18 protein-coding genes are annotated in these 23,919 nt (G+C 35.3%); 8 read left to right on the forward strand and 10 right to left on the reverse strand.

Annotation, left to right across the window (positions count from 1 at the left end; translation table 11 throughout):
- Positions 1 to 268 precede the first annotated feature (268 nt).
- Positions 269 to 2,212, forward strand: a complete 1,944-nt coding sequence (gene cobJ, locus ACP6PL_RS11705; RefSeq protein ID WP_426545435.1) for a precorrin-3B C(17)-methyltransferase — start codon at positions 269 to 271, stop codon at positions 2,210 to 2,212.
- A gap of 59 nt (positions 2,213 to 2,271) precedes the next feature.
- Here the strand turns inward: cobJ and ACP6PL_RS11710 are convergent, their stop codons facing one another.
- The 3 genes from ACP6PL_RS11710 to ACP6PL_RS11720 form a co-directional block, all read right to left on the reverse strand.
- Positions 2,272 to 2,430, reverse strand: coding sequence for a hypothetical protein (locus tag ACP6PL_RS11710; RefSeq protein ID WP_426545436.1), 159 nt, complete (start codon positions 2,428 to 2,430; stop codon positions 2,272 to 2,274).
- Between the two features lie 34 nt (positions 2,431 to 2,464).
- Entirely contained in the window at positions 2,465 to 3,073 is a 609-nt protein-coding gene (locus tag ACP6PL_RS11715; RefSeq protein WP_426545437.1) for a hypothetical protein, read from the reverse strand.
- Between the two features lie 445 nt (positions 3,074 to 3,518).
- On the reverse strand, positions 3,519 to 6,680 hold the full coding sequence (locus ACP6PL_RS11720) for a WD40 domain-containing protein (RefSeq protein WP_426545438.1): 3,162 nt from the start codon (positions 6,678 to 6,680) through the stop codon (positions 3,519 to 3,521).
- Positions 6,681 to 6,855: 175 nt separating this feature from the next.
- Between ACP6PL_RS11720 and ACP6PL_RS11725 the strand changes: the two genes are divergently transcribed.
- From ACP6PL_RS11725 to ACP6PL_RS11740, 4 genes are all read left to right on the forward strand, one after another.
- Positions 6,856 to 7,851: an aspartate carbamoyltransferase catalytic subunit gene (locus tag ACP6PL_RS11725; protein WP_426545439.1), complete on the forward strand. Its 996-nt coding sequence runs from the start codon at positions 6,856 to 6,858 to the stop codon at positions 7,849 to 7,851.
- Positions 7,852 to 8,101: 250 nt separating this feature from the next.
- The gene (locus tag ACP6PL_RS11730; RefSeq protein ID WP_426545440.1) at positions 8,102 to 8,569 is read left to right on the forward strand and encodes a molybdenum cofactor biosynthesis protein MoaE; all 468 of its coding nucleotides are present in this window, start codon (positions 8,102 to 8,104) and stop codon (positions 8,567 to 8,569) included.
- A gap of 401 nt (positions 8,570 to 8,970) precedes the next feature.
- The gene (locus ACP6PL_RS11735; protein ID WP_426545441.1) at positions 8,971 to 9,627 is read left to right on the forward strand and encodes a sigma-70 family RNA polymerase sigma factor; all 657 of its coding nucleotides are present in this window, start codon (positions 8,971 to 8,973) and stop codon (positions 9,625 to 9,627) included.
- A gap of 183 nt (positions 9,628 to 9,810) precedes the next feature.
- Entirely contained in the window at positions 9,811 to 10,341 is a 531-nt protein-coding gene (locus ACP6PL_RS11740; RefSeq protein ID WP_426545442.1) for an anti-sigma factor family protein, read from the forward strand.
- A 38-nt stretch (positions 10,342 to 10,379) separates the two neighbouring features.
- Here the strand turns inward: ACP6PL_RS11740 and ACP6PL_RS11745 are convergent, their stop codons facing one another.
- On the reverse strand, positions 10,380 to 10,781 hold the full coding sequence (locus tag ACP6PL_RS11745; RefSeq protein ID WP_426545443.1) for a gamma-glutamylcyclotransferase family protein: 402 nt from the start codon (positions 10,779 to 10,781) through the stop codon (positions 10,380 to 10,382).
- A gap of 494 nt (positions 10,782 to 11,275) precedes the next feature.
- Between ACP6PL_RS11745 and ACP6PL_RS11750 the strand changes: the two genes are divergently transcribed.
- The gene (locus ACP6PL_RS11750; protein WP_426545444.1) at positions 11,276 to 11,857 is read left to right on the forward strand and encodes a glyoxalase-like domain protein; all 582 of its coding nucleotides are present in this window, start codon (positions 11,276 to 11,278) and stop codon (positions 11,855 to 11,857) included.
- Between the two features lie 613 nt (positions 11,858 to 12,470).
- On the opposite strand, the gene ACP6PL_RS11755 is transcribed toward ACP6PL_RS11750, so the two are convergent.
- The 6 genes from ACP6PL_RS11755 to ACP6PL_RS11780 all read right to left on the reverse strand — a co-directional run bounded on the left by ACP6PL_RS11755 (position 12,471) and on the right by ACP6PL_RS11780 (position 20,665).
- Positions 12,471 to 13,019, reverse strand: coding sequence for a YqeG family HAD IIIA-type phosphatase (locus tag ACP6PL_RS11755; RefSeq protein ID WP_426545445.1), 549 nt, complete (start codon positions 13,017 to 13,019; stop codon positions 12,471 to 12,473).
- Between the two features lie 292 nt (positions 13,020 to 13,311).
- Entirely contained in the window at positions 13,312 to 14,400 is a 1,089-nt protein-coding gene (gene mltG / locus ACP6PL_RS11760) for an endolytic transglycosylase MltG (protein WP_426545446.1), read from the reverse strand.
- A gap of 268 nt (positions 14,401 to 14,668) precedes the next feature.
- Positions 14,669 to 15,241, reverse strand: a complete 573-nt coding sequence (locus tag ACP6PL_RS11765; protein WP_426545447.1) for a DUF3727 domain-containing protein — start codon at positions 15,239 to 15,241, stop codon at positions 14,669 to 14,671.
- A 1,477-nt stretch (positions 15,242 to 16,718) separates the two neighbouring features.
- Complete coding sequence (gene ruvX / locus ACP6PL_RS11770; protein ID WP_426545448.1) at positions 16,719 to 17,144, reverse strand: Holliday junction resolvase RuvX; 426 nt, start codon at positions 17,142 to 17,144, stop codon at positions 16,719 to 16,721.
- Between the two features lie 58 nt (positions 17,145 to 17,202).
- A complete protein-coding gene (locus ACP6PL_RS11775) occupies positions 17,203 to 18,492 on the reverse strand; it encodes a GNAT family N-acetyltransferase (protein WP_426545449.1) in 1,290 nt (429 codons plus the stop codon).
- Between the two features lie 1,000 nt (positions 18,493 to 19,492).
- A complete protein-coding gene (locus ACP6PL_RS11780) occupies positions 19,493 to 20,665 on the reverse strand; it encodes a F420-0:Gamma-glutamyl ligase (RefSeq protein WP_426545456.1) in 1,173 nt (390 codons plus the stop codon).
- Positions 20,666 to 21,152: 487 nt separating this feature from the next.
- On the opposite strand from ACP6PL_RS11780, the gene cruF reads away from it, so the two are divergent.
- Both cruF and cruG read left to right on the forward strand, forming a co-directional pair.
- Positions 21,153 to 22,094 (forward strand): gamma-carotene 1'-hydroxylase CruF, encoded by a 942-nt coding sequence (gene cruF, locus ACP6PL_RS11785; RefSeq protein WP_426545450.1) that lies wholly within the window; start codon positions 21,153 to 21,155, stop codon positions 22,092 to 22,094.
- 351 nt (positions 22,095 to 22,445) lie between these two features.
- Positions 22,446 to 23,624, forward strand: coding sequence for a 2'-O-glycosyltransferase CruG (gene cruG, locus ACP6PL_RS11790; protein ID WP_426545451.1), 1,179 nt, complete (start codon positions 22,446 to 22,448; stop codon positions 23,622 to 23,624).
- Positions 23,625 to 23,919: the final 295 nt, after the last annotated feature.

Raw genomic sequence — 23,919 nt, forward strand, 5'->3', positions numbered from 1 at the left:
ATTTGTAGTGGCAGTTTTAGTTCATTATGTTTTTAGACAGTTTGTGTTGCAACCAACACTAAAATGACAACACGTCTGTTGAAAAAAAGCTAAAACTCTTAATCTAGAATTTTTGCTCTTTTGAATATGTTTTCTCAAAATCCCTACCTTCTTTTATAGGAGGTGGGTTAACTGCGTTGAATTTATGGGACTTGACCAATTTCTCCTCTAGGTATAAGTTGAATTATTGAATCATAAATACAATTCCCAATACCTAAACACCTAAAACATGAATTTAATTGCCCAAGAATTTCAACCAATAGCAGCGATCGCCACAACTCCTACCGCAGCAAAATTATTAGAACCTATTTGTCAAACATTGGGAGCAACTCTGTGGATACCAGAGTCTTGTCAAAAAACTGTAAACCTCCCTCGCAACACCCAGGTTTACACTGACTCTCTGAAAAATCATCTGACAAATATTTGGCAAAACTATTGCGCAATAGTTTTTTGTCTTGCTAGTGGTGCAGTCGTCCGTTTAATTTCTCCACTTTTGCAGGATAAATATCGCGATCCGGCAGTCGTTGTTGTCGATGAAGCAGGTAAATTTGTCATTAGTTTATGTAGCGGACATCAGGGAGGTGCTGATAAACTAACCAATATTCTCGCTCCTCTCCTCAACGCTACCCCAGTCATTACAGGAGCATCCCATAATTCAGGATTACCTGGTATAGATATTTTGGGTAAACCTTTTGGTTGGCAACTTGGGGAAGGTGACTGGAATAAAGTTAGTGCAGTGGTTGCCAGAGGAGAAACTGTACAAGTGCTTCAGGAAGTAGGTTCGACTTTGTGGCAAAAGCATCTACCGGAGCAACATCCATTTTACTTTGGCTCTCCAGAAATAGGCGAAGCATCCCCTACTCCCAAGGCAAGAATTTGGATTAGTTTTACTCAACGCCAGTTTTCGCCAGATTCAGATTTACCAAAAGTGCAATGGCACCCGCGAGTTTTATGGGTAGGAGTTGGTTGCGAAAGAGGAACTTCTAAAAAATTAATTGCTACTGGTATAGAGGAAATATTTCGCGCTCATCATTTAGCTGCAGGAGCGATCGCTGGTATTGCCACTATTAATATTAAAGCTGATGAAATAGGATTAGTAGAATTTTGTCACGAACGAAATTTACCTTTACGAACATTTTCAGCAGAGTTATTAAACTGTGTTGAAGTTCCTAATCCTTCTAATATTGTTGCAGCAGAAGTGGGAACTTCTAGTGTTGCTGAAGCCGCAGCTGTTTTAGGAGCAAAACAACAGCAAGACACAGATATTTCCGGATGCAATGATGATTCATCATCCCAACTTAAACAGGAAAAAAATATCTTAAAATCTTCGACGAATTTATTAGTTAGTAAACAAATATTTCGCCTAGAAGGTGAACCAGGAGCAATGACGATTGCTGTTGCTTTAGCTGAAAAAGAATATACAGGTAGAACCGGAAAATTATTATTAATTGGCACTGGTCCTGGTCAACTAGACCAGATGACATCCGCAGCTCAAACTGCTGTTAGTTATGCAGATGTTGTAATTGGTTATTCACTTTATATTGACTTGATTCAACCTTTGTTCAATCCCGGACAAATAGTAGAAAAAATGCCAATTACTCAAGAAAGAAAACGGGGAGAAAAAGCAATTGAATTAGCCTACTTTGGTTTAACTGTGGCAGTAGTCTCTTCTGGAGATTGTGGAATTTATGGCATGGCAGGATTAGTTTTAGAACAACTTCAAGCAAAAGGTTGGGATGGCAAAAATCCTGCAGTAGAAATATTTCCAGGAGTTAGTGCTTTACAGTCTGCTGCATCAAGAGTTGGTGCGCCATTAATGCACGATTTTTGTGCTATTAGTTTGAGCGATTTATTAACACCTTGGGAAGTAATAGACAAACGTTTAATTGCTGCTGCAATGGCAGATTTTGTTGTAGCAATTTATAATCCTAAATCTCAAAATAGAACGGAACAATTAGTCAAGGCAGTGAATATTTTTTTAGAGTATCGTCAACCAGAAACTCCAGTAGCAATTGTCCGTTCTGCTTATCGAGAAAATGAAGAAATTACTTTAACAAGTCTGGATAAATTATTAGAAGTTTCAGTTGATATGTTGACTGTAATTTTAATAGGTAATCAATCTACAGGAACTTATAATAATTGGATAATTACACCTAGAGGTTATTTAGGGTAATTTCAGTTAAGGGAGGAGTCAGGAGACAGGAGACAGGAGATAGGAGATAGGAGTCAACATTAGGGAGGAGTCAGGAGACAGGAGATATTAGCATAACTTCCTCCTATTTTCTGGCGATCGCCAGTTAAATTGCGGACATCTTGCCCGCGATGGGTGTATATCACCGAGGTGGAATCCACTGTACATAAAAAGCGATCGCTCCTGAAACTACGAAGCAACCGCTCTCACCGAATATTTATAACTTTGATAACTCTAGTTGCGCTTTAACTTGGAAGCAGCACCAGCAGTACCAAAAGCTAACAAACCTAAAATTGAAGCAGGTTCTGGTGTTGCTGCTGGGGTTTCGGAAACTACTGTGCCGTAGAACTGCAACTCCGAGAGTTGCATTGAGTTGGCCAAATCACTATCTTTTACCGTCGGGAAGACCACCATATAAGACGTGTAAGCAACATTATTTGCAAAATTTACGATCTGGCTGAACCCATTGCTATCGGGGACTATGTCCCGCTCAGAGGACAATGCCAGCGATCCCGAAGATATTAGCCTAAAGTCACTAATAGAATAGGATGAAGCCCCACCAACACTATTGTTCGTCCCATAAAGTTCATAGGATGCAGGATCGCGTTCTTCAGAATCGTTGGCAACCCAAAGCTCCATGCTGGTGACAATACTACCCAATCCGCCAGTCGCCCCTGTCGGCGTAACAATCACACCAGTGTTTAATTCACCGAAGTTAAGATACTTCTCAGCACCGCCACCGATCACGCCATTGATCAGATCTTCAGGTGGCTCATTAAACGGCCAGTTATTGAATTCTGGGGAAAATCCTCCTGTTCCTACATTGAACTGACCACCGCTCAATTGCCCTCCGATAATCTGGTCGCCAGGACTCAGCAATGCAGCGGCATGAGCTGTACCGAGACTGAGTAGAGAAACTGCGCTTGCTGCAGAAGTAGCTAGGAGAGTCTTTGTTGCTACAGCGCTAGCTAAACTTTTTACTGTCTACGACAGTAAAAAGTTAAAAAAATTTTTTTTTGATACTTGAGTCTTAGTCTTCATAATTATTCTGCTCCATGGATGGATTTTTTTTAACTTTGTTGTGAATAAAATATTTGTGATTAACCTCACTGTAAATATACTGACACAGACATTCTGAAAATAGCAAGTGTTTATTCAAAACTTCACTGAATCTTCATAAAATAGGTAAAAATCATGGAAAACTTTACCGAATCTTCATAAATAGGAAAAACTACGATTTGAGATTGCTTCCCTATCGGTCGCAATGACGAATTAAGTCATAGTCAAGTTATATTTCACAGATAAGCCGATCGCTCTGACTAACATTAGGGTTAGTTTGCAAATAATCATACACCTGTTGACAAGCTTGTTCCAATAAATTATCTAGATTCAAATTCCATAAAATAATCTTGCCATCAGATGCAGCAGAGGCTAATATCTGACCATCGGGACTAAACCTTACACTTAAAACATTCGCTTGATGAGTATCCAAACTTTTAAGCAAAGTACCATTAAAATGCCACACTCTCAATATTCCATCTGTACTACCGGAAACCAATATCTGACTATCTGGACTGAAATCAATACTATTTACCTGCCCTGTATGTATTAGAGTATGTAGCAGTTTTCCATTTGTCAGCCAAATTTTTACAGTTCCATCATAACTAGCAGTAGCTATTTTCCTATTATCGGGGCTAAACCTAATATCCCTAATTCCAGCACTGTGACGCTCTAGAGTCAAAAGTAATTTCCCCTCATCGCTAAGAATTTTTACTTTGTTGTAGTCAGCAACAGCTTTCATTTTGCCATCTGAACTCCATACAGATGATTTCGGTAGCTTTCCCTTTATAGTTGCTGATAACTTACCATTTTTAGTTTGCCAAATTTTGATAGTTCCATCCTGACTGGCAGAATAAAGCTTTTTCCCGTCTTTGCTAAACTCAATTTTGTAAATCAAAGAATTATGCCCTACTAATGTCTTCAATCTATTTTGGAGGTTCCATAAAATCACAGTTTCATCAGCACCAGTAGAGGCGAGAATATTTTCGGTAGGGCTAAAACTGACACCATAAACTGGAGAATTGTGACCGCCAAATACCTTTAATAACTCACCATCGAGACTCCAAAGTTTAACAGTGTTGTCATAACTAGCAGAGGCAATAGTTTGACTATCTGGGCTAAAACTGATACTCTGAATTAGACCATCATTATTTTCTTCTGCTATTTTTTTCAATAGTTCAAACTTTTTCCCTTGACGACTCCACAGAGCGATCGCTTTACCACTTGTGGATGCTAAGAGCTGCCCATCGGAACTGAAATTAAGACTTTTCACTGAACCATCATTATTCAGTGTCTGAAGTAACTCACCAGTTTCTGGATGCCAAAGTTTGATAGTTTTGTCAGTTCCTCCAGAAGCTAATATCTGACCATCGGGACTAAAACTAACACTTTCAACCCAGCCACGATGTCCGCGCAAAGTTCGGAGTAGTTGACCATTTTCACTCCACAGAATTACCCTACTATCTGCACTTGCAGATGCCAATATCTTGCCATCTTTGCTCCAACTTACATCTCTAACTTTATCTTGATGTCCGACAAATGTTTGCAGGAGTTTACCGTCAAGACTCCACAGTTTAATTGTGCGATCGTGGCTAGCAGAAGCAAGTAATGCTTTATGAGGATGGAAACTAATACTACGAACTTCAGCATCATGCCCGACAAATGTTTGCAATAATTTCCCCTGGGTATTCCATAATTTGGCTGTGTTATCGTCACTAGCCGAAGCAATAAGATTGCCAGCAGAATTAAAGGTTACATTAATGACAGTTTTTTCATGTCCATCAAGACGGTTACGTTCTTTTGACAAATAAATTCCTTGATGCAAAGCCATTATGACTCGCATTTTCGTATCTGCACCAACGCCCAAAGATTTTTTAAGTATTTTTCCAGCTTTTATTTCTGCTATTAAAGCATCTAAACTTCGGTCAGATTCAAATAATGCTTCTGAGGAAATACTGAGCAAATTTAACTGAATTTTTCTTTCACTAATTAACGATTTAATTAAAAATATACCTGTAAAAATAGTAAGAGTTGTCATAGCAATACTACTAAAAATAGCTATTCTTAATCGTTGACGCAGGACTTTATTTATTTCTAACTGGGAACGCTGTTTTTCTTCTTTAAATTCATTTTTTTGACTAGCAGCTAAAAATTTATAGTCTTTGTCACTTAAACTTTTATTTGTTACCCAAATTTGAGCATCTTGTAATGCTTTACCTCTTAATAATCGAGATTCATCTTCACAACCAGAAGCAAACCAAGCTGTTATTGCTTCAGAATAGGGACGAAGTTTTCCTAACTCTTTTTCTACCCATTCTAGGTTAAATACTTCTTGATATATTCGGTTATAAACTGTTAATTTATTCCCACGTTTAACTACCAACCCTGATAACTGTAATTGACTTTGTTCAGCACTACCATCAGTGTCTATTTCTCCCCTATTTAAAATTTGTTGATAAAGACCTAATAATCTATTAGCTGTTTGTTCATTTACAAGGAGGCGATCGCTAATAGTTTTCAAATGTTCTGGTTGGTCATATAATTGCCAATTTTCAATAATTTTTTGTCTAACAATATTCTCTACAAAATCAGCTTCAGAACAATTTTTGTAATTATCAACAGCTAATTCCAGAATTAACTGACAAACTTTTTGAGTTAAAAATGGCTGACCTGCCGTCCAATCTAAAACTGCAGACATTACTGCTTTATAATTATTAACTTTTCCCGTTAAACCTATAGTCAAAGGTTGAACTTCATTTATTTTAAAACCAGTTAATTCAATTGCTTTACCAATATTAAAAGGAGTACGTCGTTTATCCAGAATTAAATCTGAAGGGGTTGCTACTCCCATCATTACAAAAGTTATCCGTTCATATTTTGGTTGTTCTGCTCGTCTATTATAAAAATCTCTAATAACAGCAAAAAAATCATCAACACTAAAAGGCAAACTCAATATACTATCAACTTCATCAACAAAGATTACTATTTTTTCAGTAACTTTATTTAACAAAAAATCTTCAATAAACTTACTAAACTTTTTGACATGAGACAACTTATTGTAAGTTTCCCACCAATCATCAATATTAAAGATATAATTTAATTTTAAACTACCAACAATACTATCAATTATTCCTGCATACCATTCACTCGGACTAATTTCAAAAGTACCAATTTCTGTCATATCAATATTCACAGAAAAAACACCCTCAGCTCGCAGCTTTTGAATAGTTCTTACTCGCAAACTTGACTTACCCATTTGTCTGGAGTTCAATACATAACAAAAATTACCTGCTTTTATACCTTCATAAATGTCTTCATCAGCCTGTCGTTTCACATAACTCTGAGCATTAATCGGTAAACAGCCACCTAAATGATATGGGTAATTATTCATAAAATAAAACTCGGAAATCGGTACTGATTTTTATTTTTGTTAGTCATATTTTTGTTGGCAAAATTTTCTGTTAAAAAAAGTTGTAGCAAAATTTTATGAAATGTGCATAAACCCTATAAGATTGATCAAAGCTGATTAATTAACTGATAATCATTTCACAAAAATTCAATCAAAAATGTCTACAAACTCTTGGACTCATCGCCATATTCTATCTCTAGCAGAATTTACACCCAAAGAGTATAATATCATACTACAAACAGGAACCAGTTTTCAAGAAGTTCTGGGTCGTCGGATGAAAAAAGTACCTGCATTGCAAGGTCAAGTAGTGGCAAATTTATTCTTTGAACCCTCAACACGCACCCGTAATAGTTTTGAATTAGCTGCTAAACGTTTATCTGCAGATACCCTAAATTTTGCCCCAGGAACTTCCTCTCTTACCAAGGGAGAAACTATTCTTGATACAGCAATGACTTATCTAGCAATGGGAACAAATATGATGGTCATTAGACATCGTGATGCAGGAGTTCCAGCAGCGATCGCTTCTGCAATGGATCGAAACGGTTATCAAGTTGGAGTTCTTAATGCTGGAGATGGTCAACATGAGCATCCTTCTCAAGCTTTACTTGACCTATTTACTATTTGTAAATTATTAAATTCAACTGAACCTAGAATAGAACTTTTAGAAGGAAAAAAAATTGCTATTGTAGGAGATATTTTGCACTCTAGAGTAGCACGATCTAATATTTGGAGTTTGACTGCTTCGGGAGCTGAAGTACATTTAGCAGGAACCCCTACTTTATTACCTCAATATTTTGCCGAATTCGGTAATAATAGACCTGGTAAATTATTTCTACATTGGGAGATTGAACCTGCATTAGAAAAGGCGGATTTTGTGATGACTTTACGTCTGCAAAAAGAAAGAATGAGCCAACATTTACTCCCCAGTTTACGAGAATATCACCAACTATTTGGGATTACACGCGATCGCCTTAAACTTTGTCAACCAGCAGTTAAAATATTACACCCTGGGCCTGTTAACCGAGGAGTAGAAATTAGTTCTGATTTAATGGATGACTCACAGTTAAGTTTAATTTCTCAACAAGTAACAAGTGGTATTGCTGTAAGAATGGCTTTACTATATCTTTTAGGAGGAGGCAAAACTGATAATTAATAATTAATAATGAATAATGGATAATTAGGGAGGGTTTGCTAAAAAACTCTTTTTAAGGAACGGGGGAGTAGGGGAGCAATTTTTTGCCCAACTCTTGCCAAAAATGCTAACTTTTTGAGTGTTATAGCCTGAAAAACTGATACTTTTTTTCGACTTTAAGAAGACTAAATTCTTTATCTGTTAATGCTTTGAAAATTAATCAGCAGAGCAACAATTATAAATAGTTTTCATTATCAATTATTCATTATCTATGCTTTTCTCTAACAAACCACAACAAGAACAGGATAATTTTTCTATTACTATAGCTCCTTTGTCTATTGAAGATATCTATGCTTTAGCAGATAATCCTGCCAATGGTGCTGTCGTATTAATGAGCGGAATGGTTCGTAATCAAACAGACGGTAAATCTGTAGTTGATCTAGAATATCAAGCCTATCAACCTATGGCTATCAAAGTATTTGAACAAATTGCCACAGAAATTCGCAGTCAATGGCCAGATGTTAATACCGTGGTAATTCATCATCGAGTAGGACGTTTAAAAATTGGTGAAATTAGTGTTTTAGTGGCCATTGGCTGTCCACATCGTTCCGAAGCCTTTGAAGCCTGTCGTTATGCCATTGATACTTTGAAACATACTGCCCCTATATGGAAAAAAGAACATTGGGCTAATGGTTCCAGTAGTTGGGTAAGTATTGGAGCCTGTGAAATAGAGAATTAGTAATAGAGTAGTTTCAAGAATTGAGAATTGAGAATTAAGAATCGAGAATTACCTCTCCTTGAAAAGAAGAGGATTGACGAACAGGAAATTTTTTATTTATTGTCCCCTTAAAAGGGGAGGCTTTAAACCACAATATTTCCGGAATGACACACCTAAAAGCTTAGGGGCGGGTTCCTAGTTAAATTAATCTTCCTGAATATTAAATTTAGATAAACCCGCCCCAATGCCAAAAATTAACTGTTTCGATCTAGTAATAATCTGTTACTTGAGTTGTCAGTATTCCAATTCCCTCACTTCCCATCCAACAACTACTGTCCACTAAATATCTATTGGGAACTTTATGAAACATTTATCGTCTCTAGAAATTAGATAATAGCTAAACTATTGAGCCAGTTCCGCTGATGAGTCAATATATATCTGTACCTTGGTCTAAGGTTGAAACAACCTTTTCACAAGTGGAATTGCCACCAGAAAAACTCTCTAACTACGATCTAGTATTGCGCTGCCAACAAGGTAGTCGCCCAGATCGAACTATATTTGCCGAACTTCTACATCGATACCAACTCCATGTAGATAAAATTTTGTATCATTTGGCCCCCGAATGGCAAGATCGGTCAGATTTGGCTCAAGAAGTTTGGATTCGTGTATACCGTAATATTAAGCGCTTACAAGAACCAGCTAAGTTCAAGAGCTGGCTAAGTCGTATAACTACTAATCTATTTTACGACGAGTTACGGAAACGAAAACGGATTACCCCTCCTCTATCATTGGATGCCCCTTTGGCTTTAGATGATGGTATTATTGATTGGGAAATTGCTACAGATACTCCTGGCCCAGAAGAAGAATTAACTACACAAGAGTTTTATGACCGTCTCAGGGATGCTATCGCCCAATTGCCTGAAGTATTCAGAGTAACTATTGTCTTGAGAGAGATTGAAGGTTTATCTTATGAGGAAATTGCAGAAATTACTGGGGTTTCTCTAGGAACTGTTAAATCAAGAATTGCTAGAGCTAGACAAAGATTACAATTACAGCTCCAGAAATATTTGGATATTTGAAGATTTCAATAGGCTAAATTTAAGTTATTGCCTTCTGTTATAAATCACTCAAAAATATACTTAAAAAAATCAATAAAATTTAAATATATACTTCCAAATTATCAACTTAATTTTAAGAAAAAAAATTAATTGCTAGATAAATTTATTCAAAAATAAATCTCAATTCTTTAGCAGTGTTTAAGTATGAATGAAAAATTTAATTCAGATGAGTTTGATAATGAGCTTCAGGGTGAAAAAATAACTATGAAACAAGAAAGATTTGAATTAGTAAGTGCATACCTTGATGGTGAAGTAACACCATCACAACGTAGAGAGGTAGAAGCTTTACTGGCTAAAGATCCAGTTGCTAAACATCTTTATCAAAGACTATTACAACTACGTTCTGAGTTTCAAAGAATGCCAATAACTCCAACAGTAGAAACTGTAGATAGAACAGTTGAACAAGTATTTGAAAAAATTGATCGTAGATCAAAACAGACGTTTATTTGGGGTGGTAGTGCCATTGCTGCTCTATGTGTAGCAGTTATATCGGGGATTATTTCTGCTAATCGTTCTCCGGTAATTCAATTAGTGGATGAATCTAATACTGAACCTGTGGAGATAGCTTTAAATGAACCTGTTATAGAAATAATTAGCCCCAATAATGTTATGCTGACTGTCAATGAACCATTATTTCAAATTCCCCAACCCTCTGTTACACCTCTAGAAAATTAATAGTAATTGGTAATTATCAAATCATCATTTTAGTAGAGCTACTTGCCTATCCAACATCCACTAGGTAATAATTTACCACCAAGTAACTTAACTTTTTCCGGTAACATTAAATAGCTCCAAACAGTCCATAAATATTTTCCATCAAGTCCAAAAGTAGGAATTTTTTGTCTCTGATACTCGTTTTCTTGTGGAAGGCGTTCGGGATGATAATCCTCTAATTTATCCAACTCTAGCAAAACCTTTGGATTTTGGAATGATAATACAAATCCATGCACATTACCTTTACCATGAGTCATCCCTGGATAACCAACTGACAGTTCATACAAAAAACCATTTGCAACTGCTGGAAAATACTCCACAATATGTTCAGCACAATAGGATTGGTAGTTTACCTCTCCTGGTTTGAGAGTACCATAGACAAATACTCTAAGATAACCCATAAGTATCTGGCCATAAATAAAGTTAATATTGAAAACTAGGTAAGATAGCAGATGCTTTAGGGACGTACAGAACAGAATATTTTGATATAGTCTTAAGCATTTCTGTGCCGGAATACTCCGCAAACAGCTAGTGTCTTACAGAGAAACTGCATCTTTGATGTCGTGTAGCAAAATACTCAAGTCAAAACTTTGTAGGTAAAGGATTTCAATTTAATCAATGTTATTTATAACACTGTTTTGTAGGTTGAATTTTGTCTACCTACTTACTAAATCAGATTTGCTTCTGTTATTTATCAAGGTAGGCAACAGGCAAAAGCTAATTAGGGAAAAATTATAATTATACTTTACTTGATATAAACTTGATTGAGCATCACTGTCTAAACAAAAGTAAGTTTGCTATTATAGTATAACTATAAGTCTAAACTCAAATTAAATTAAATTGATTCAAGAGTAATTATTTAGACTTAATTTTAATGATATCAGTAGTAAATGTTATGACTTTTTTGCTTCCCCAGTTACCTCTAAGTGCTTTTTTACCAGAATTGCCTCTTGATAGTCTATTTTCTACCCAAGGGATAATGGTCATGTTATTAGCTGCTTATGCTGTAGCTATGTGGATGTTTCTGACCAGCGCCCCAAAAGTTCATACAATAATGGTTTCTGACTTGGCGATCGCCCAACAATTATATGAAGGAATGCTGGAGTTACCAGTAGCAGAAGTACCTTTACATTACTACTATAATTATGAACAAACATTAGGAGCAACTGGTGTAGACCCACTCTACTTATCAAATGATTATACCAGACCCAGCACTACTAACCAAGGAACAGCACCCTCAGATGGTTTGTGGTATCAATTAATGAAAAATACGCAACTACACATTATCAGTGGAGCTAGTCTCGGTGCAAAAAACCGCCAACGTCATGTTTGTTTTGATAAAGACTGTTTAGAACAAATATTGATCCGTGTACAAATGCGAGGTCTTAAGTACAAAATTAGGTCAGAAAAACCTCTTAATTTATTGGTTAAAGACTGGAATAGTCGAGTGATAGAAATAGCAGAAGTCAAGAACTAAATATTTATTATTCCTATCTTCTTCCTGGACAAAGAAAAAAGCAATGCCAGCTATTTTATGAAGGACATATCTTTTATTTTGGCTTGATAATAAAAGGAAAAAGCTAATACAAAATCCCAAAAAGTTTCCTATATATGATTATTATTAAACTAAGGTACTAGGTGTTAGAGGATTTAGGAAATACTTAAATTTTTCCTACGGAATTCTGGCTAAACAGCTTTGAGCTTGCCTCCTAGCTCGAAACTGCAAACTTCAGAACTTATTGTATTATAATTACACTTTTCAAGTCTAGAAATCAGAAATTATTATTTGTATATTTCAGATAATTTCTAGCACAAATAAGTAGCTATTCAGTTCATATAAGTGTTCTTAAACAAATCCTTACTTAATTGATCAAAAAACTGAGAGCTGATTGCCAATAAATGAATGTTTAGGCAAAAATACTAAAGCATCAAATATTTTTCACTTTAAAGGATTACTTTTTTTGAATGGTGTAAGGAGAAGAAGATATGTTTTTATGCTTATATTTAAAAAGCTGAGTTAGTATCAAAACCCCCATACTTAATGATTCACTAATCATCAACTAATTCTCAGCTAATTCTCAGCGATAAAATCATTTTTTATGGTCAGAAATTAAGCTATGACTAGTCATATTTAAAGACGCTCCTAATACTTGAGAAACCCACACTTCAAAAGAACGAACTTTATAATTGGGAAATTCTAAACCATCATTAGATATAGGTTCAACAAGAATAGTAAACATTCCTAAACGATTTCCTGCTAAAACATCAGTAAACAAGCGATCGCCTACCATAGCAACTTTTTCTACTGGTAAATTCATCGCATCAACAGCTTTTTTTAACTTACGACGAGAAGGTTTACCAGCAGCAGAAATATAAGGTATACTTAGTGATTCAGCAATTCGACTTATTCTATATTGGCTAATATTATTACTAACCAACCATAAACTTGCTACAGTTTTAATTTCTTCTACCCACAAACTCAATTCAGGAGAAGTGTCGCTATCACGAATTGACACAAGAGTTTCATCCACATCTAACACTAAACCTTGAATTTGATTTTTTTTAATAATTTCCAATGTTAGACTTAAAACTGAATCACCTAAAACTAAATCTGGCTGTAAAAGTTTACCCCAAGACATAATAATATTAATATTTAAAATAATAATTTTAAGCTGATAAATTAAAAGTCAAAAATTAGCATAGTGTCAATAGACAAAAAATATTTATTAACAAGTAGCAAGTCGCTAATTTTGACTTTCTCGAACATCAAGAAAACAACAAATCTAACAAAATGACATACTGCAACTTTACTAAAGTAACTCACCAATGACAAAATACTCAAATTTGCATAGCATTATGTAGTCAAGCATTTCCGCAGGAAAATTTTATCAGAGATACTTTTAACTTTTGACTTCCTAATAGGAATACCAGTTACTGAGATGATAACATTCTCTCTACCTCTGCAATAGCAGCCTCATGTTCTGCCCCAGTACGACTAAAAATATGAGTACCATCATAGCGAGCCATAAAATACAAATATTCTGTATCTTCCGGATTAAGAGTTGCTTCCAAACTAGCTAAACCTGGACTAGCAATAGCAGTTGGTGGTAAGCCAGTATTCATATAAGTATTATAAGGAGAAGGAGTTTCAACCTGACGATAAGTAAGAGGTTTTTCTTTCGTTTGACGAATACCAAGGCCATATTCTACCGTTGGATCTGCTGCTAACCTCATACCCTTTTCCAAACGATTATTAAATACACCTGAAATTACACCACGTTCTTCTGCAACTACAGATTCCTTTTCTACAATACTTGCAAGAGTTACCCACTCATGGAGACTTAATTTTTCTGTATTGTTAGGATTTTTCTGATACACTGGTAAAGCTATTCGCTCAAACTGTCCTAACATTTGATTAATAATACCCTCTGGAGTAGTATTCTCCGCTACTATTTTATAAGTATCGGGAAATAAATAACCCTCTAAATGAGGTATATTACTTGGTAACCATGGAAACTTAGTGTATGGAATATTTTTTGTAGCAGCAATAAAATCAGCAGCAGGAAAGAAGCCTTCAGCTTCCAAGTATTCAGCCATTTGTTTAATTGACCATCCTTCACGAATGACATAGCTGAGTTTAACTACATCTCCCTCTAAGATTTTATCTGCGATCGCGCTAAGTGGCTCGGTGGGTGATAAATTATAAGTTCCTGCTTTAAACTCCAGATCTGAATTTTGTAGACTTAACCATTTAACCCATAAATTCCAAGCTGTTGCAGAGCGGATTATCCCAGCAGCTTCTAGATCTTCACCTATTTGTTGACCATAAGTTCCCACAGGAATTTTTATAGTAACAGCATCTGCTTCTGGAGATTGGGTAGAGGATGTAGCTGCAACTAATGGACCACTTACCCAACTCCACCAAGTCCACCCCTGCCAAGCAAAAATACCACAGCTTACAGGCAAGATAGCCAAATAAAACAGGGCACGATTAGAAATTATTTTAATACTTTTTTTCATTTGATTGATTAATATTTGGTAACACAATTACTCTGAGGTTAGTTTGTAGTAAAAATTATACTTCGACTATTCTAGAGTATTAGTTAAGTCTAAATCTTCGGCTAAATGACTATAAAATAAGTTCTCAACCCTCTCCTTTCAAGGGAATAAAAAAGAAAATTAAGTATTTCAAGTCTCCCTGTTAGAGGAAGTAGTTTTAACTAAGTTAGTACTTAGGAGGCTAACTGATAACTAGAGTGACCCGAATTTGCTAAAAGCTGCAAATAGCTTATTCCATATCATCGAAAAGTTTATCTTCTAGCATTGCTTGAACCATTGGCTGAATTTTCTTAAATTCTTCTTCTGAAAGTAACTCCAGTTTTCCATCATAACTTTTACGGGCTGGAATCAAAAATGGATCTAATGGTGTATATATAGCGTATTTCTGATCTTGGTACAAAAAAGTTGCTAGTTCTTCGTAATATTCGCTTGCTTCATCATTTTCATCCAGTTCATCTAGTTCCTCTTCATCCCATTCTGGTAACTCCCCAGTCACAGTTAAAGTTATCGCCGTTCTTTGCAGGATCAGATTTTGTTCTTCGAGGACAACTTTGGCTGTATCAAAAATTTGGTCAATTTCTGATTCATTATCTACAGGGATACTTGCTTGTTCTAAATCTCCTGGCCCCCAAGTAAATATTTCTACAGGTAGGTCTAATGGTAGTAACATTACATACTCTTGATCGTTTAACTCTAGAGAATACTCTATAGTACAATATAGTGATCGCTCTGCCTCATCAGTTAGGGTGATATAGGTTTCTTTAAATTGTCCATTCTCTTGTGATTCTGGGGATGAAAACATTTTGGGTATGGGTGATTATTTGTTCATCTAAAAAAAAATCGGTAGTTTGAAAACCCTTTTGTTTGATTAAGGGTCTGAAAAATACCGGGGGTGAATTTGTGTGTATTTCAACACTTAAGACTTTTCCGAATTATACTCTCCATATCATACACCTTTTTCGAGTATTTTAACAATTAACTATTATTTATAAAAATTAAATTTTAATCCACACTTAGTGCCATAAAATTTTACTAATTCAATAGTTAAATTAGATTGTTATTGTTAATGATAATTTCAGGTTTAGGAATGTACAATTAAGTTGCATATCTATATTCTAGATATTAATTCTAAAATTAGTGTTAGTGAGATATACAGGTTTTTGGGTTTAAGAAATAGGGAATAGAAAAAAATACTGTACCTACTTAATATTATCGTCGCTATATTAAGTAGGTAGTTGGGAAAATTTTCAACTACTTCTGAAGCAAATTTAAGGGAGTGAAAAGTTGAGGGAGTATAAGATAGGATAGCCATCCCAAAGATTTTCGTAAATTTATATTTGGTTATAATACCAAATTAGATTACTATAGACCACATATTTTAGTTAAGGAAAGCTTGATATATATAGATTGTAGTTGACTTATTTGTGGTCTAGCCAAACAGTATTTGGTATAATATTTAGCTCTAATTACACATATTTAACTTCTCAAAATTTATCTAGAAATAATTATTCTTTAAAAATTATCAAAATCTTAGCAAAAAAAATATTTATATATATTAATTTAATGAATTTATCTTGATTATTGTAACTATATTAAACCTAAAATAGTTTAATTTATTTCAGTATTTTTATGTCAATAATCATCAATATAAATCTAAATTATCAATGATATTTTTAATCTTTCCTCGAGTCTAAATAAATTAGAGAAATCAGTATTCAGGTATCAGCTTTTTGCTTTTTTTCTCTCCCGTGTAAGTTTTAGGGGTTGCTTGCTGTGATGGATAAACATGAAAACTGCTAAGTAATCAAGTGTTAAAAAACAAGTATTTAACAAAGAGTAAAATTCCTTAACCACTTCCTGATGCTACCTTCAGTATAGTTAGCTCCAGGCTTTTCATCAAGATAAATTTTAACCCCGATTGACTTATACCAATTGTCACAATGAATGCTATGCTTGGATAATCTACAAGGGTAGATATTATACTAAATTTTTATCTCAATATACTTTCTATTTCCAATATCTTAGTGTCTTTTTTATTTACTAATTACTCCTTACTTCTGACCACTTTAAAGATCCGTAGCAAAATTTCTTAGGCTGGGCATTTTATCAACATAAAATCAGTATCTACCAAGTCTAACTATATTAAGTTATTAACTGGTAAATTGAGTATTTTTTATCAAAATAATTAGGTCTAATAACCCGGCCTTTGAAGGCGAAATTTTTTTTGAGAGTTGCCCAGGCATCCGCGTGACAAAAACAACTTCTGACTTCTGACTTCCTTATCTCCGTTCGTCCAACCATTGCTGCAAAATCAAAGCAGCAGCCTTTCTATCAATTAAACCCTTATTTTGAGAAGGAGAAATATTCGCAGACTTAAGCATTTCCTCAGCTTCAACCGAAGTCAAACGTTCATCAACATATTCTATAGGTAATTCGAGAGCTTGTGATAACCTTTGAGCATATTTTTGTACCTCCTTAGCTTGGAAACCTATAGAACCATTCATCGAATAGGGCAAACCAACCACAAGAACTTGTACTTGACGTTCCTGGACAATAGTTTCCAATTGAGCTATATCTTGCTGAAAGGAGGTACGCTTGATAGTGGTAATACCAGTAGCAATTAAACCTGTACCATCACATCCTGCTACCCCCATACGTTTTCTACCTACATCCAACCCTAGTGCTGAAATCCGACATTGAGCCATTAGCAATTAAGCTCCTTTATATATTAATAATTCAATTTAATTAAAGAATAAAAATTCATCACTTTGAGATTTTTCCATCATCATCATCTCCATTTTTTGAATTAGGAGGTATAAATTTCGAGACAGAATTTACTTGTTCATTTTGTCCTTCCCCATAATGCTTATCATTATTATTTTGTTGGGAATTAAGATTAATTTCATGTTTCTTTTCCATCATTTTTAACCAAGAACTACGGCTTGGAACAGGCTTTCTAGCTGGTTGTAGACTTTGCAAAACTTCTGAAAGTTGGAGGTCAGAAATGACTGACCTAGACTCTCGAACTTTGTGCCAAACAGAACGAGACATTAACAAAGTATGTTCAATTTGTTTAGCTTTGATTTGTTCCAAATATGCTTCACGTTCAGGTTGATAATCAGCAGAAGCAAGCTGCAAAGATTGATTAGGAAAATCTTGAGCCAATGTTGCCATTTGTGATAATAACTCTGGGTATAACCAAGTATAAGCTGGATGTACAGTTAACTCAGCGATATGTGGTTGTGTACCATCACGGCACAATTTTACTTGGAAGTAACCTATTGCTGCCTTGCGTTGAGATTCAAATACATAACCACTTACCAACTCAGTATGATTGAGCCATTGCCTGACTCCTTCAATCAAACCACTAACAAAGCTAGTTTGAAAATCTTGGACATGGCGGTCAAATACTTGGCGTACCTGGGGTGGCATAGATGCTGTATCTAATTGATAAAGCAACTGAGCATCAGCATTACTAACAGGGAGTAAGTTTGGTAAATTTGGCTGTGTTTGGGCTAAATCTTGTAATTGTTGGGGAGTAATTGTCCAGTAAGTAATTTGAGCCAATGGCTGAAAACCATTTTGGCGATACAGTGCCATTGTATCTTTATCATTCACATTAACTTGCAACAACCATGTCCGTGCTTCCCAAATTTTTTCAAAGCAGTGTCTAAGTAGTTGAGAACCTATTCCTCTAGTATTTCCTGCTTCTTCAACAAATATTCTTTCTACCCGCCAACTGCTGCGAGTGCGATTACTTGGACAAACTTGGATTGCCCCTTTGACTTGTCCATCTACTTCTGCAACATAGGAAGTTAACAAATATTTGCAAGGATTAGGGAAAAGACTCAATAACTTGATTGGCCAGTACCAACGATTAATTTGTGCAAATTTCTGGCTAAGGTGAATGGGAGAGAGATTAAAAGTAACATCTCGGTGGTTATGTTGGGCCTCTGGAGTTTCCCAGCATAGCTTTTTGATAGCTTCTAGGTCGCGGTACTCTAGAGGACGGATCAGCACCTGGCTTTGCTTTTGGCGAATGAAAGGTTTCATAATTTTGTGTTCTTGGTTTTGGGATACTTAGGTCAAAATAAGTTTTGAATTTTGTGGATCTTAGGAATTTGGCTAAATAAATTTATTGGTCATCCAAATTATTCAGAATTACTGGGGTGAGGTTCTCTGATGGTTAACTGCAAGGGCGATAATCTTGGCTTTCTCAAATCCACAGTTTGAGCTTCCCGGTTCTTCTCCTAATGTCCAACCTGACCCAGGTAGAGAAGATGAGACCTACCTTATGTAATGTTTTATTTAAGATATTTATTGCTGCATTTTCATGTCTGTCTATTACCAAACTACATTATTTAGCAGAAGAATAAGTTCTAACTGACAGAGTTTTAGGTACTTTATGACTACAGTTACTACTATTATAATTCTATGTATTAAGGCTAACTTTTACCAGATGAGAAGAATGTTTAACCTCTACTGTTTCAAGTTTTTTTATAAATGCATCTCAACCCACATAGATAAATGCATCATTTTGATAGTTTAGTATTGCTTGGCTTACCGATAATATGTAATTCCTCAACTACAATCAAATCAAATTAATTAACTAATTTATGAGCTATAATGCAAGTTAAATTTTTCCATTTATCTAGATTTTTTTTGATGTAGTAGATATTATCTTCATGTTGCTTATGCCAGTTCTGAGAGCAATTTTTTTTTTCTAGATACTTTCCTTGAGTTTTCCAGCTAATAAGAATGTAACTCTAGGATAAAATTGTGGAACAGGAGAATTTTCATAAGTATCAGTAGTTAAAAACTATTTGAGATATACATTAACATCAACCATATTTTTAATATTTTCTATAGGCATTAGACTAATAACTAACTTATCCTCTAAACTAAAACTAATTAAATTAAACTTAAATTTATAATCAGAAGAAAGCCATTTTTTACTAGATGTTTTCCTCTCCCATTAAATCAGAAATGATAACGGGAGATAAAAACAACTATTGTTTTTGATGGAGTCTCAAATTGTCATCAATTGTCTGTTTTATGATAACAATGGCCGAATTAGAACTACAGGAGTTTGCTCATCAGCATTTCCTGCGGGATTACTTATCAAAGCTTCCTCAAGTAAAGAAGGAGATACTTTAGAAGTTGCTGCTAATATTTTAACTGCTTTTAAGTCGTTAACGTCTACTATTGCTGCACCCAGACCTGTTGCTTGTTGTATTTTTTCTACTACTTGCTGAGGATTTTCTGGACCTAAAACTATAAATTGGTCATAAGGAGGTAAAGTTCCAGTCACATCATCTATTAGTCTGGCTTGTTCTCCAGCAAATTGGTAAAACATTCCGGGTTTTCCTAATATTTTGGCGATGGAGCCTGCAAAAAAAGCTATTAATACTCTTATTGGTCCTACGATATCTATTAGAGTTTGCATACCACAAGCTGTGGCCAAACTTGAAGTAGGCAGAAAGAAATAACAAATACGTTTGGCAACCCATCCTGGTTTAACATCTGTAGGGTGACGAAAACGACCTTGTATTAGAGCTAGGGGTGTTTCACCTATTGTAACAATGTCCCCTGTTTGAGCATGAGGAACTACATAACGTTTAATAATTTCTATCGGATCGTCTAGCTGAGTTAATAGGTGAGTCCGAATGGGAAATACTTTTGCATTTGTCGATTCTCGCTGATTTGGCGTAGTATTAGGGTCGGGAAATTTTAAGGGGACTATAATATTTTTTACTTTGGGAACTCGACCACCAGGCCCATAAGTGACATAATGTACTTTAATCCAAGCTGATTTTAGTTGCTCTAAATTATTACCTTGAATATCAATTGATATTTTTAGTTTCGTCTTTTTTCCTACTTTTACGATATAAGCAAACCAATAGTTATCGGGTCTAGCTGGAGCATCTTCATGGAAAGGAATAATTTGAGTTTGATAATTTACTCCTTCTAAACTTCCACTAGATAGAAGTTTTACTTCTGCTTGTACTTCTGGCACCATAATTTCAAGGCTTTTAGTACGGTTGCATAATTCCATTTCACCTACTAATAGATATTTTTCTGATTCTGCAACTGCTAAATTCCAATCTCCAGAGGTTAATTCTAAGGCATTTCCTGGACGATTACGATATTGTAATTCTAGTGCTAACCAGCTTAAAGTTATAAGTATGGCTAAAAAAATAATTCCTGTTGTTAAAATTTCTGTAATCACTTAATCTCCTACTAAATATAATTTTAACTAAGTTTACTTAATATAATTTCCTTCATTTTATTTGCAAATCCTGTTGATTCTACATAAGTCTAGTTTATTTAGGCAAATATATTTTTTTGACATTTTCTGCAAAATATGATATTTTACATGGCTTTTAATATTTATAATATTGAAGTAACTAAGTAAAACTGAATTTCAAGCAAAAAATTTTATCAGTTTTTTTCTTTTTTCTCTCTGAGTTAGAAATCAAACGAAATTCAAAAACATAAACAAAGAAAATATAGTTATTTTGGTTCTTTTTTTGTAAAGATTTGTAAACTATATAGATAGTGTTTTGTGGAATTGGTTTCAAGAAAAAATTAGTCCCACTAGGAAAAAATAGTTCCAAATCTCTACTGCTGATGCACAGAGTAGATTTGAACTATTTTCCCAAAAACATAAAAGCAGAAAATTACTGAGTTTTGACCTCAAAAATAGGACTTCTATGAAGCAACTTATGATTGCCGAACGCTATCTATTACTTGCACATATATTATCAACAGTTTTTGGCCTAGCAGGTCTTTTAATAGTTCTACCGAATCCGGAAATTATTGTCAGCTTACCTCCCATAGGACAAACTGCCTTCCAATGGAGTATGGCAGGTGGAGGAGCAACTTTCATTATCTTCGGAGCATTAGCAGTTGCTCTATATGGGATTAGAAATTTAGGAATAGGTACAACTTTGGCTTTTATGCTGCCTTCTGTATTTCTATCTTTGAGTAGCGAACTATTGGGTACTAGCACAGGATTTCCTTTTGGGGATTATGCTTATCTGAGTGGATTGGGATACAAAATTGCAGGTCTAGTACCATTTACAATTCCCTTATCTTGGTTTTATATGGGATTTGTTTGTTATTTACTGGCTCGTTGCGGTTTACAGATAAATACTTCTAGTTCTTGGTTACGTCATGTAGCAGCGATTGCTACAGGAGCAATACTTCTCACAGCTTGGGATCTAGTCCTTGATCCGGCCATGAGTCAGGCACCATTTCCATTTTGGGTATTTCAAGATGAAGGGTCTTTCTTTGGAATGCCTTACCGAAATTTAGTGGGGTGGGTAGGTACAGGTGCAATATATATGACTGTAGCTGCTTTACTTTGGGGTAAAAAAACTATTTTATTGTCTCGTCAACAATTAAATCTACCACTAATAACTTATTTGGTTAATTTTGCTTTTGGAGCAACAATTACTGTAGTTGCACTGGATAATAGGTTCTTATTACCTGTTGGTTTGAGTGTCTTATTGGGTATAGTTCCAGCAATTATTTTCTGGTGGATATCTGAAGCTAATAAATTAAGGCAGATGGATATGTCTGTAGAAAATGTTGTGGTGAATAGCGATGGGGAAAAACTATCTGGTAAAAAGGTAGACATGGCGATTAAATAAGACTTACTAAAAAAGTCTGATGGGTGAGAACAGGAAATGGGGAATAGGTAATAAGTAATAGCTTGACTATTAATTTTCCTATATTTTCCCCTTACCTAACCAGGAAAAATTCTAGGTAAAATCTGGAATTACTAATGTTGTAATAGTTTTTTCAAGCTTCTACTAAACTTCAAATTTTAATATTTATTCCTAATCAAATATGGTTCATATAAGACTAAAATTCATAAGGTCTGGAAATGTATAGAGTTGCTCTTCAGATTACAAAACTGCCAGACAAAACTTTTAACTGAACTATATTGATCTATAGACTGATATACTTTACCTTCTTCCTTCTTGAAAAAACCCAAAATCATGCCTGAAGTCTTTTTTTTTGTCATGCTAATGTTGCAACTACCAGCAACAGCTATCTTACTATCACGTCTCATTAAAGGTCCGACTCGCCAACCACCATTAAAACCTGACTCGCCTACACCAGAATTATTAGGTAAGGTGACAGTTGTGGTACCAACTCTCAATGAGGCAGAGCGTATTACTCCTTGTTTAATGGGTTTGAGTCGGCAAAGTTATGAAGTGCGAGAGATAATTGTAGTTGATAGTAACTCGACAGATGATACTCAATATTTAGTCAAGAGTAAAGCAAAAAAAGACCCTAGGTTTCGCTTAATTACGGACGACCCTTTACCTCCTGGGTGGGTGGGTCGTCCTTGGGCTTTACATACAGGGTTTTTGGCAAGTTCCTCAAAGAGTGAGTGGTTTTTGGGAGTAGATGCAGATACTCAACCAAATCCAGGGTTAGTAGCTAGTTTGGTTAAAAAGGCTGAAGTGGAAGGCTATGATTTGATTTCTCTGTCGCCACGGTTTATCCTGAAATATCCAGGAGAACTGTGGCTACAACCTGCTTTATTAATAACTTTAGTCTATAGGTTTGGACCGACTGGTACGGGGGCACAAACACCAGAAAGAGTTATGGCTAATGGTCAGTGTTTTTTGTGTCGGCGTTCGGTGTTGGCGAAGATGGGGGGTTACATTAGTGCTAAGAGTTCTTTTTGTGATGATGTGACTCTGGCTAGGAATATTGCTGCTGAGGGGTTTAAGGTAGGATTTCTGGATGGAGCGCAGGTTTTGCAAGTGAGAATGTATGAAGGGATGGTGGAAACTTGGCAGGAGTGGGGGCGATCGCTTGACCTGAAGGATGCTTCTCCTACTGTTCAAGTTTGGAGCGATATTTGGTTATTGTCGGTAACTCAGGGTTTGCCTTTGTTTGTAGTATTGGGTTATTTGTTGTTTAGTTTACCTCTTTCTATTTCTTTATCTGCCGAATTCTTATTATTTAGTTTGAATTTATTTTTATTATTAATTAGGTTTGCTTTGTTATTAGGTATTGCTCCCTCTTATGAGTTTAGTAAAGCTCAAGGTAGTTGGTTATTTTTATTATCTCCTTTAGCAGATCCTTTGGCAGTTTTACGGATATTTTTATCTGCAATTAAAACTCCGACAAAATGGCGTGGTAGAGTTTATGGAGAAAGTTAGGTATAAGCATTCAACGGTTAGCTAGCCGAACAAACTTCTAATATCATGTTCACTTAAATAGTTACTATCATTAAAGCTCATAGTAGGGCTTCAGCATTATCTACAGTTAGGGCTGAAGCCCTACTACAAACAAAAACTTTATTATAAGTGATTATCCGAACACAATATAATAACAAAAACCCTTGTAGGGAGGTTCCATAGAACGTCCCTACTCTCGTCTACCCCAGTGAAAACTGCTATAATTGGCTAATCAAAATTAGCCCTCTCCCAAAATACTCATTTTGGAATGGTTTTA

Source organism: Dapis purpurea BLCC-M126 (assembly GCF_050015975.1).
Lineage (GTDB): Bacteria > Cyanobacteriota > Cyanobacteriia > Cyanobacteriales > Microcoleaceae > Trichodesmium.

Excerpts from the sequence above, each read along its gene's own strand:
- ACP6PL_RS11765 (WP_426545447.1), bottom strand. The coding sequence starts at position 15,241 with ATGTTTTCATCCCCAGAATCACAAGAGAATGGACAATTTAAAGAAACC.
- cruG (WP_426545451.1), top strand. The coding sequence starts at position 22,446 with ATGCCTGAAGTCTTTTTTTTTGTCATGCTAATGTTGCAACTACCAGCA.
- cobJ (WP_426545435.1), top strand. The coding sequence starts at position 269 with ATGAATTTAATTGCCCAAGAATTTCAACCAATAGCAGCGATCGCCACA.
- cruF (WP_426545450.1), top strand. The coding sequence starts at position 21,153 with ATGAAGCAACTTATGATTGCCGAACGCTATCTATTACTTGCACATATA.
- ACP6PL_RS11775 (WP_426545449.1), bottom strand. The coding sequence starts at position 18,492 with ATGAAACCTTTCATTCGCCAAAAGCAAAGCCAGGTGCTGATCCGTCCT.
- ACP6PL_RS11735 (WP_426545441.1), top strand. The coding sequence starts at position 8,971 with ATGAGTCAATATATATCTGTACCTTGGTCTAAGGTTGAAACAACCTTT.
- mltG (WP_426545446.1), bottom strand. The coding sequence starts at position 14,400 with ATGAAAAAAAGTATTAAAATAATTTCTAATCGTGCCCTGTTTTATTTG.
- ACP6PL_RS11730 (WP_426545440.1), top strand. The coding sequence starts at position 8,102 with ATGCTTTTCTCTAACAAACCACAACAAGAACAGGATAATTTTTCTATT.
- ACP6PL_RS11745 (WP_426545443.1), bottom strand. The coding sequence starts at position 10,781 with ATGGGTTATCTTAGAGTATTTGTCTATGGTACTCTCAAACCAGGAGAG.
- ACP6PL_RS11740 (WP_426545442.1), top strand. The coding sequence starts at position 9,811 with ATGAATGAAAAATTTAATTCAGATGAGTTTGATAATGAGCTTCAGGGT.
- ACP6PL_RS11755 (WP_426545445.1), bottom strand. The coding sequence starts at position 13,019 with ATGTCTTGGGGTAAACTTTTACAGCCAGATTTAGTTTTAGGTGATTCA.
- ACP6PL_RS11720 (WP_426545438.1), bottom strand. The coding sequence starts at position 6,680 with ATGAATAATTACCCATATCATTTAGGTGGCTGTTTACCGATTAATGCT.
- ACP6PL_RS11725 (WP_426545439.1), top strand. The coding sequence starts at position 6,856 with ATGTCTACAAACTCTTGGACTCATCGCCATATTCTATCTCTAGCAGAA.
- ACP6PL_RS11750 (WP_426545444.1), top strand. The coding sequence starts at position 11,276 with ATGACTTTTTTGCTTCCCCAGTTACCTCTAAGTGCTTTTTTACCAGAA.
- ruvX (WP_426545448.1), bottom strand. The coding sequence starts at position 17,144 with ATGGCTCAATGTCGGATTTCAGCACTAGGGTTGGATGTAGGTAGAAAA.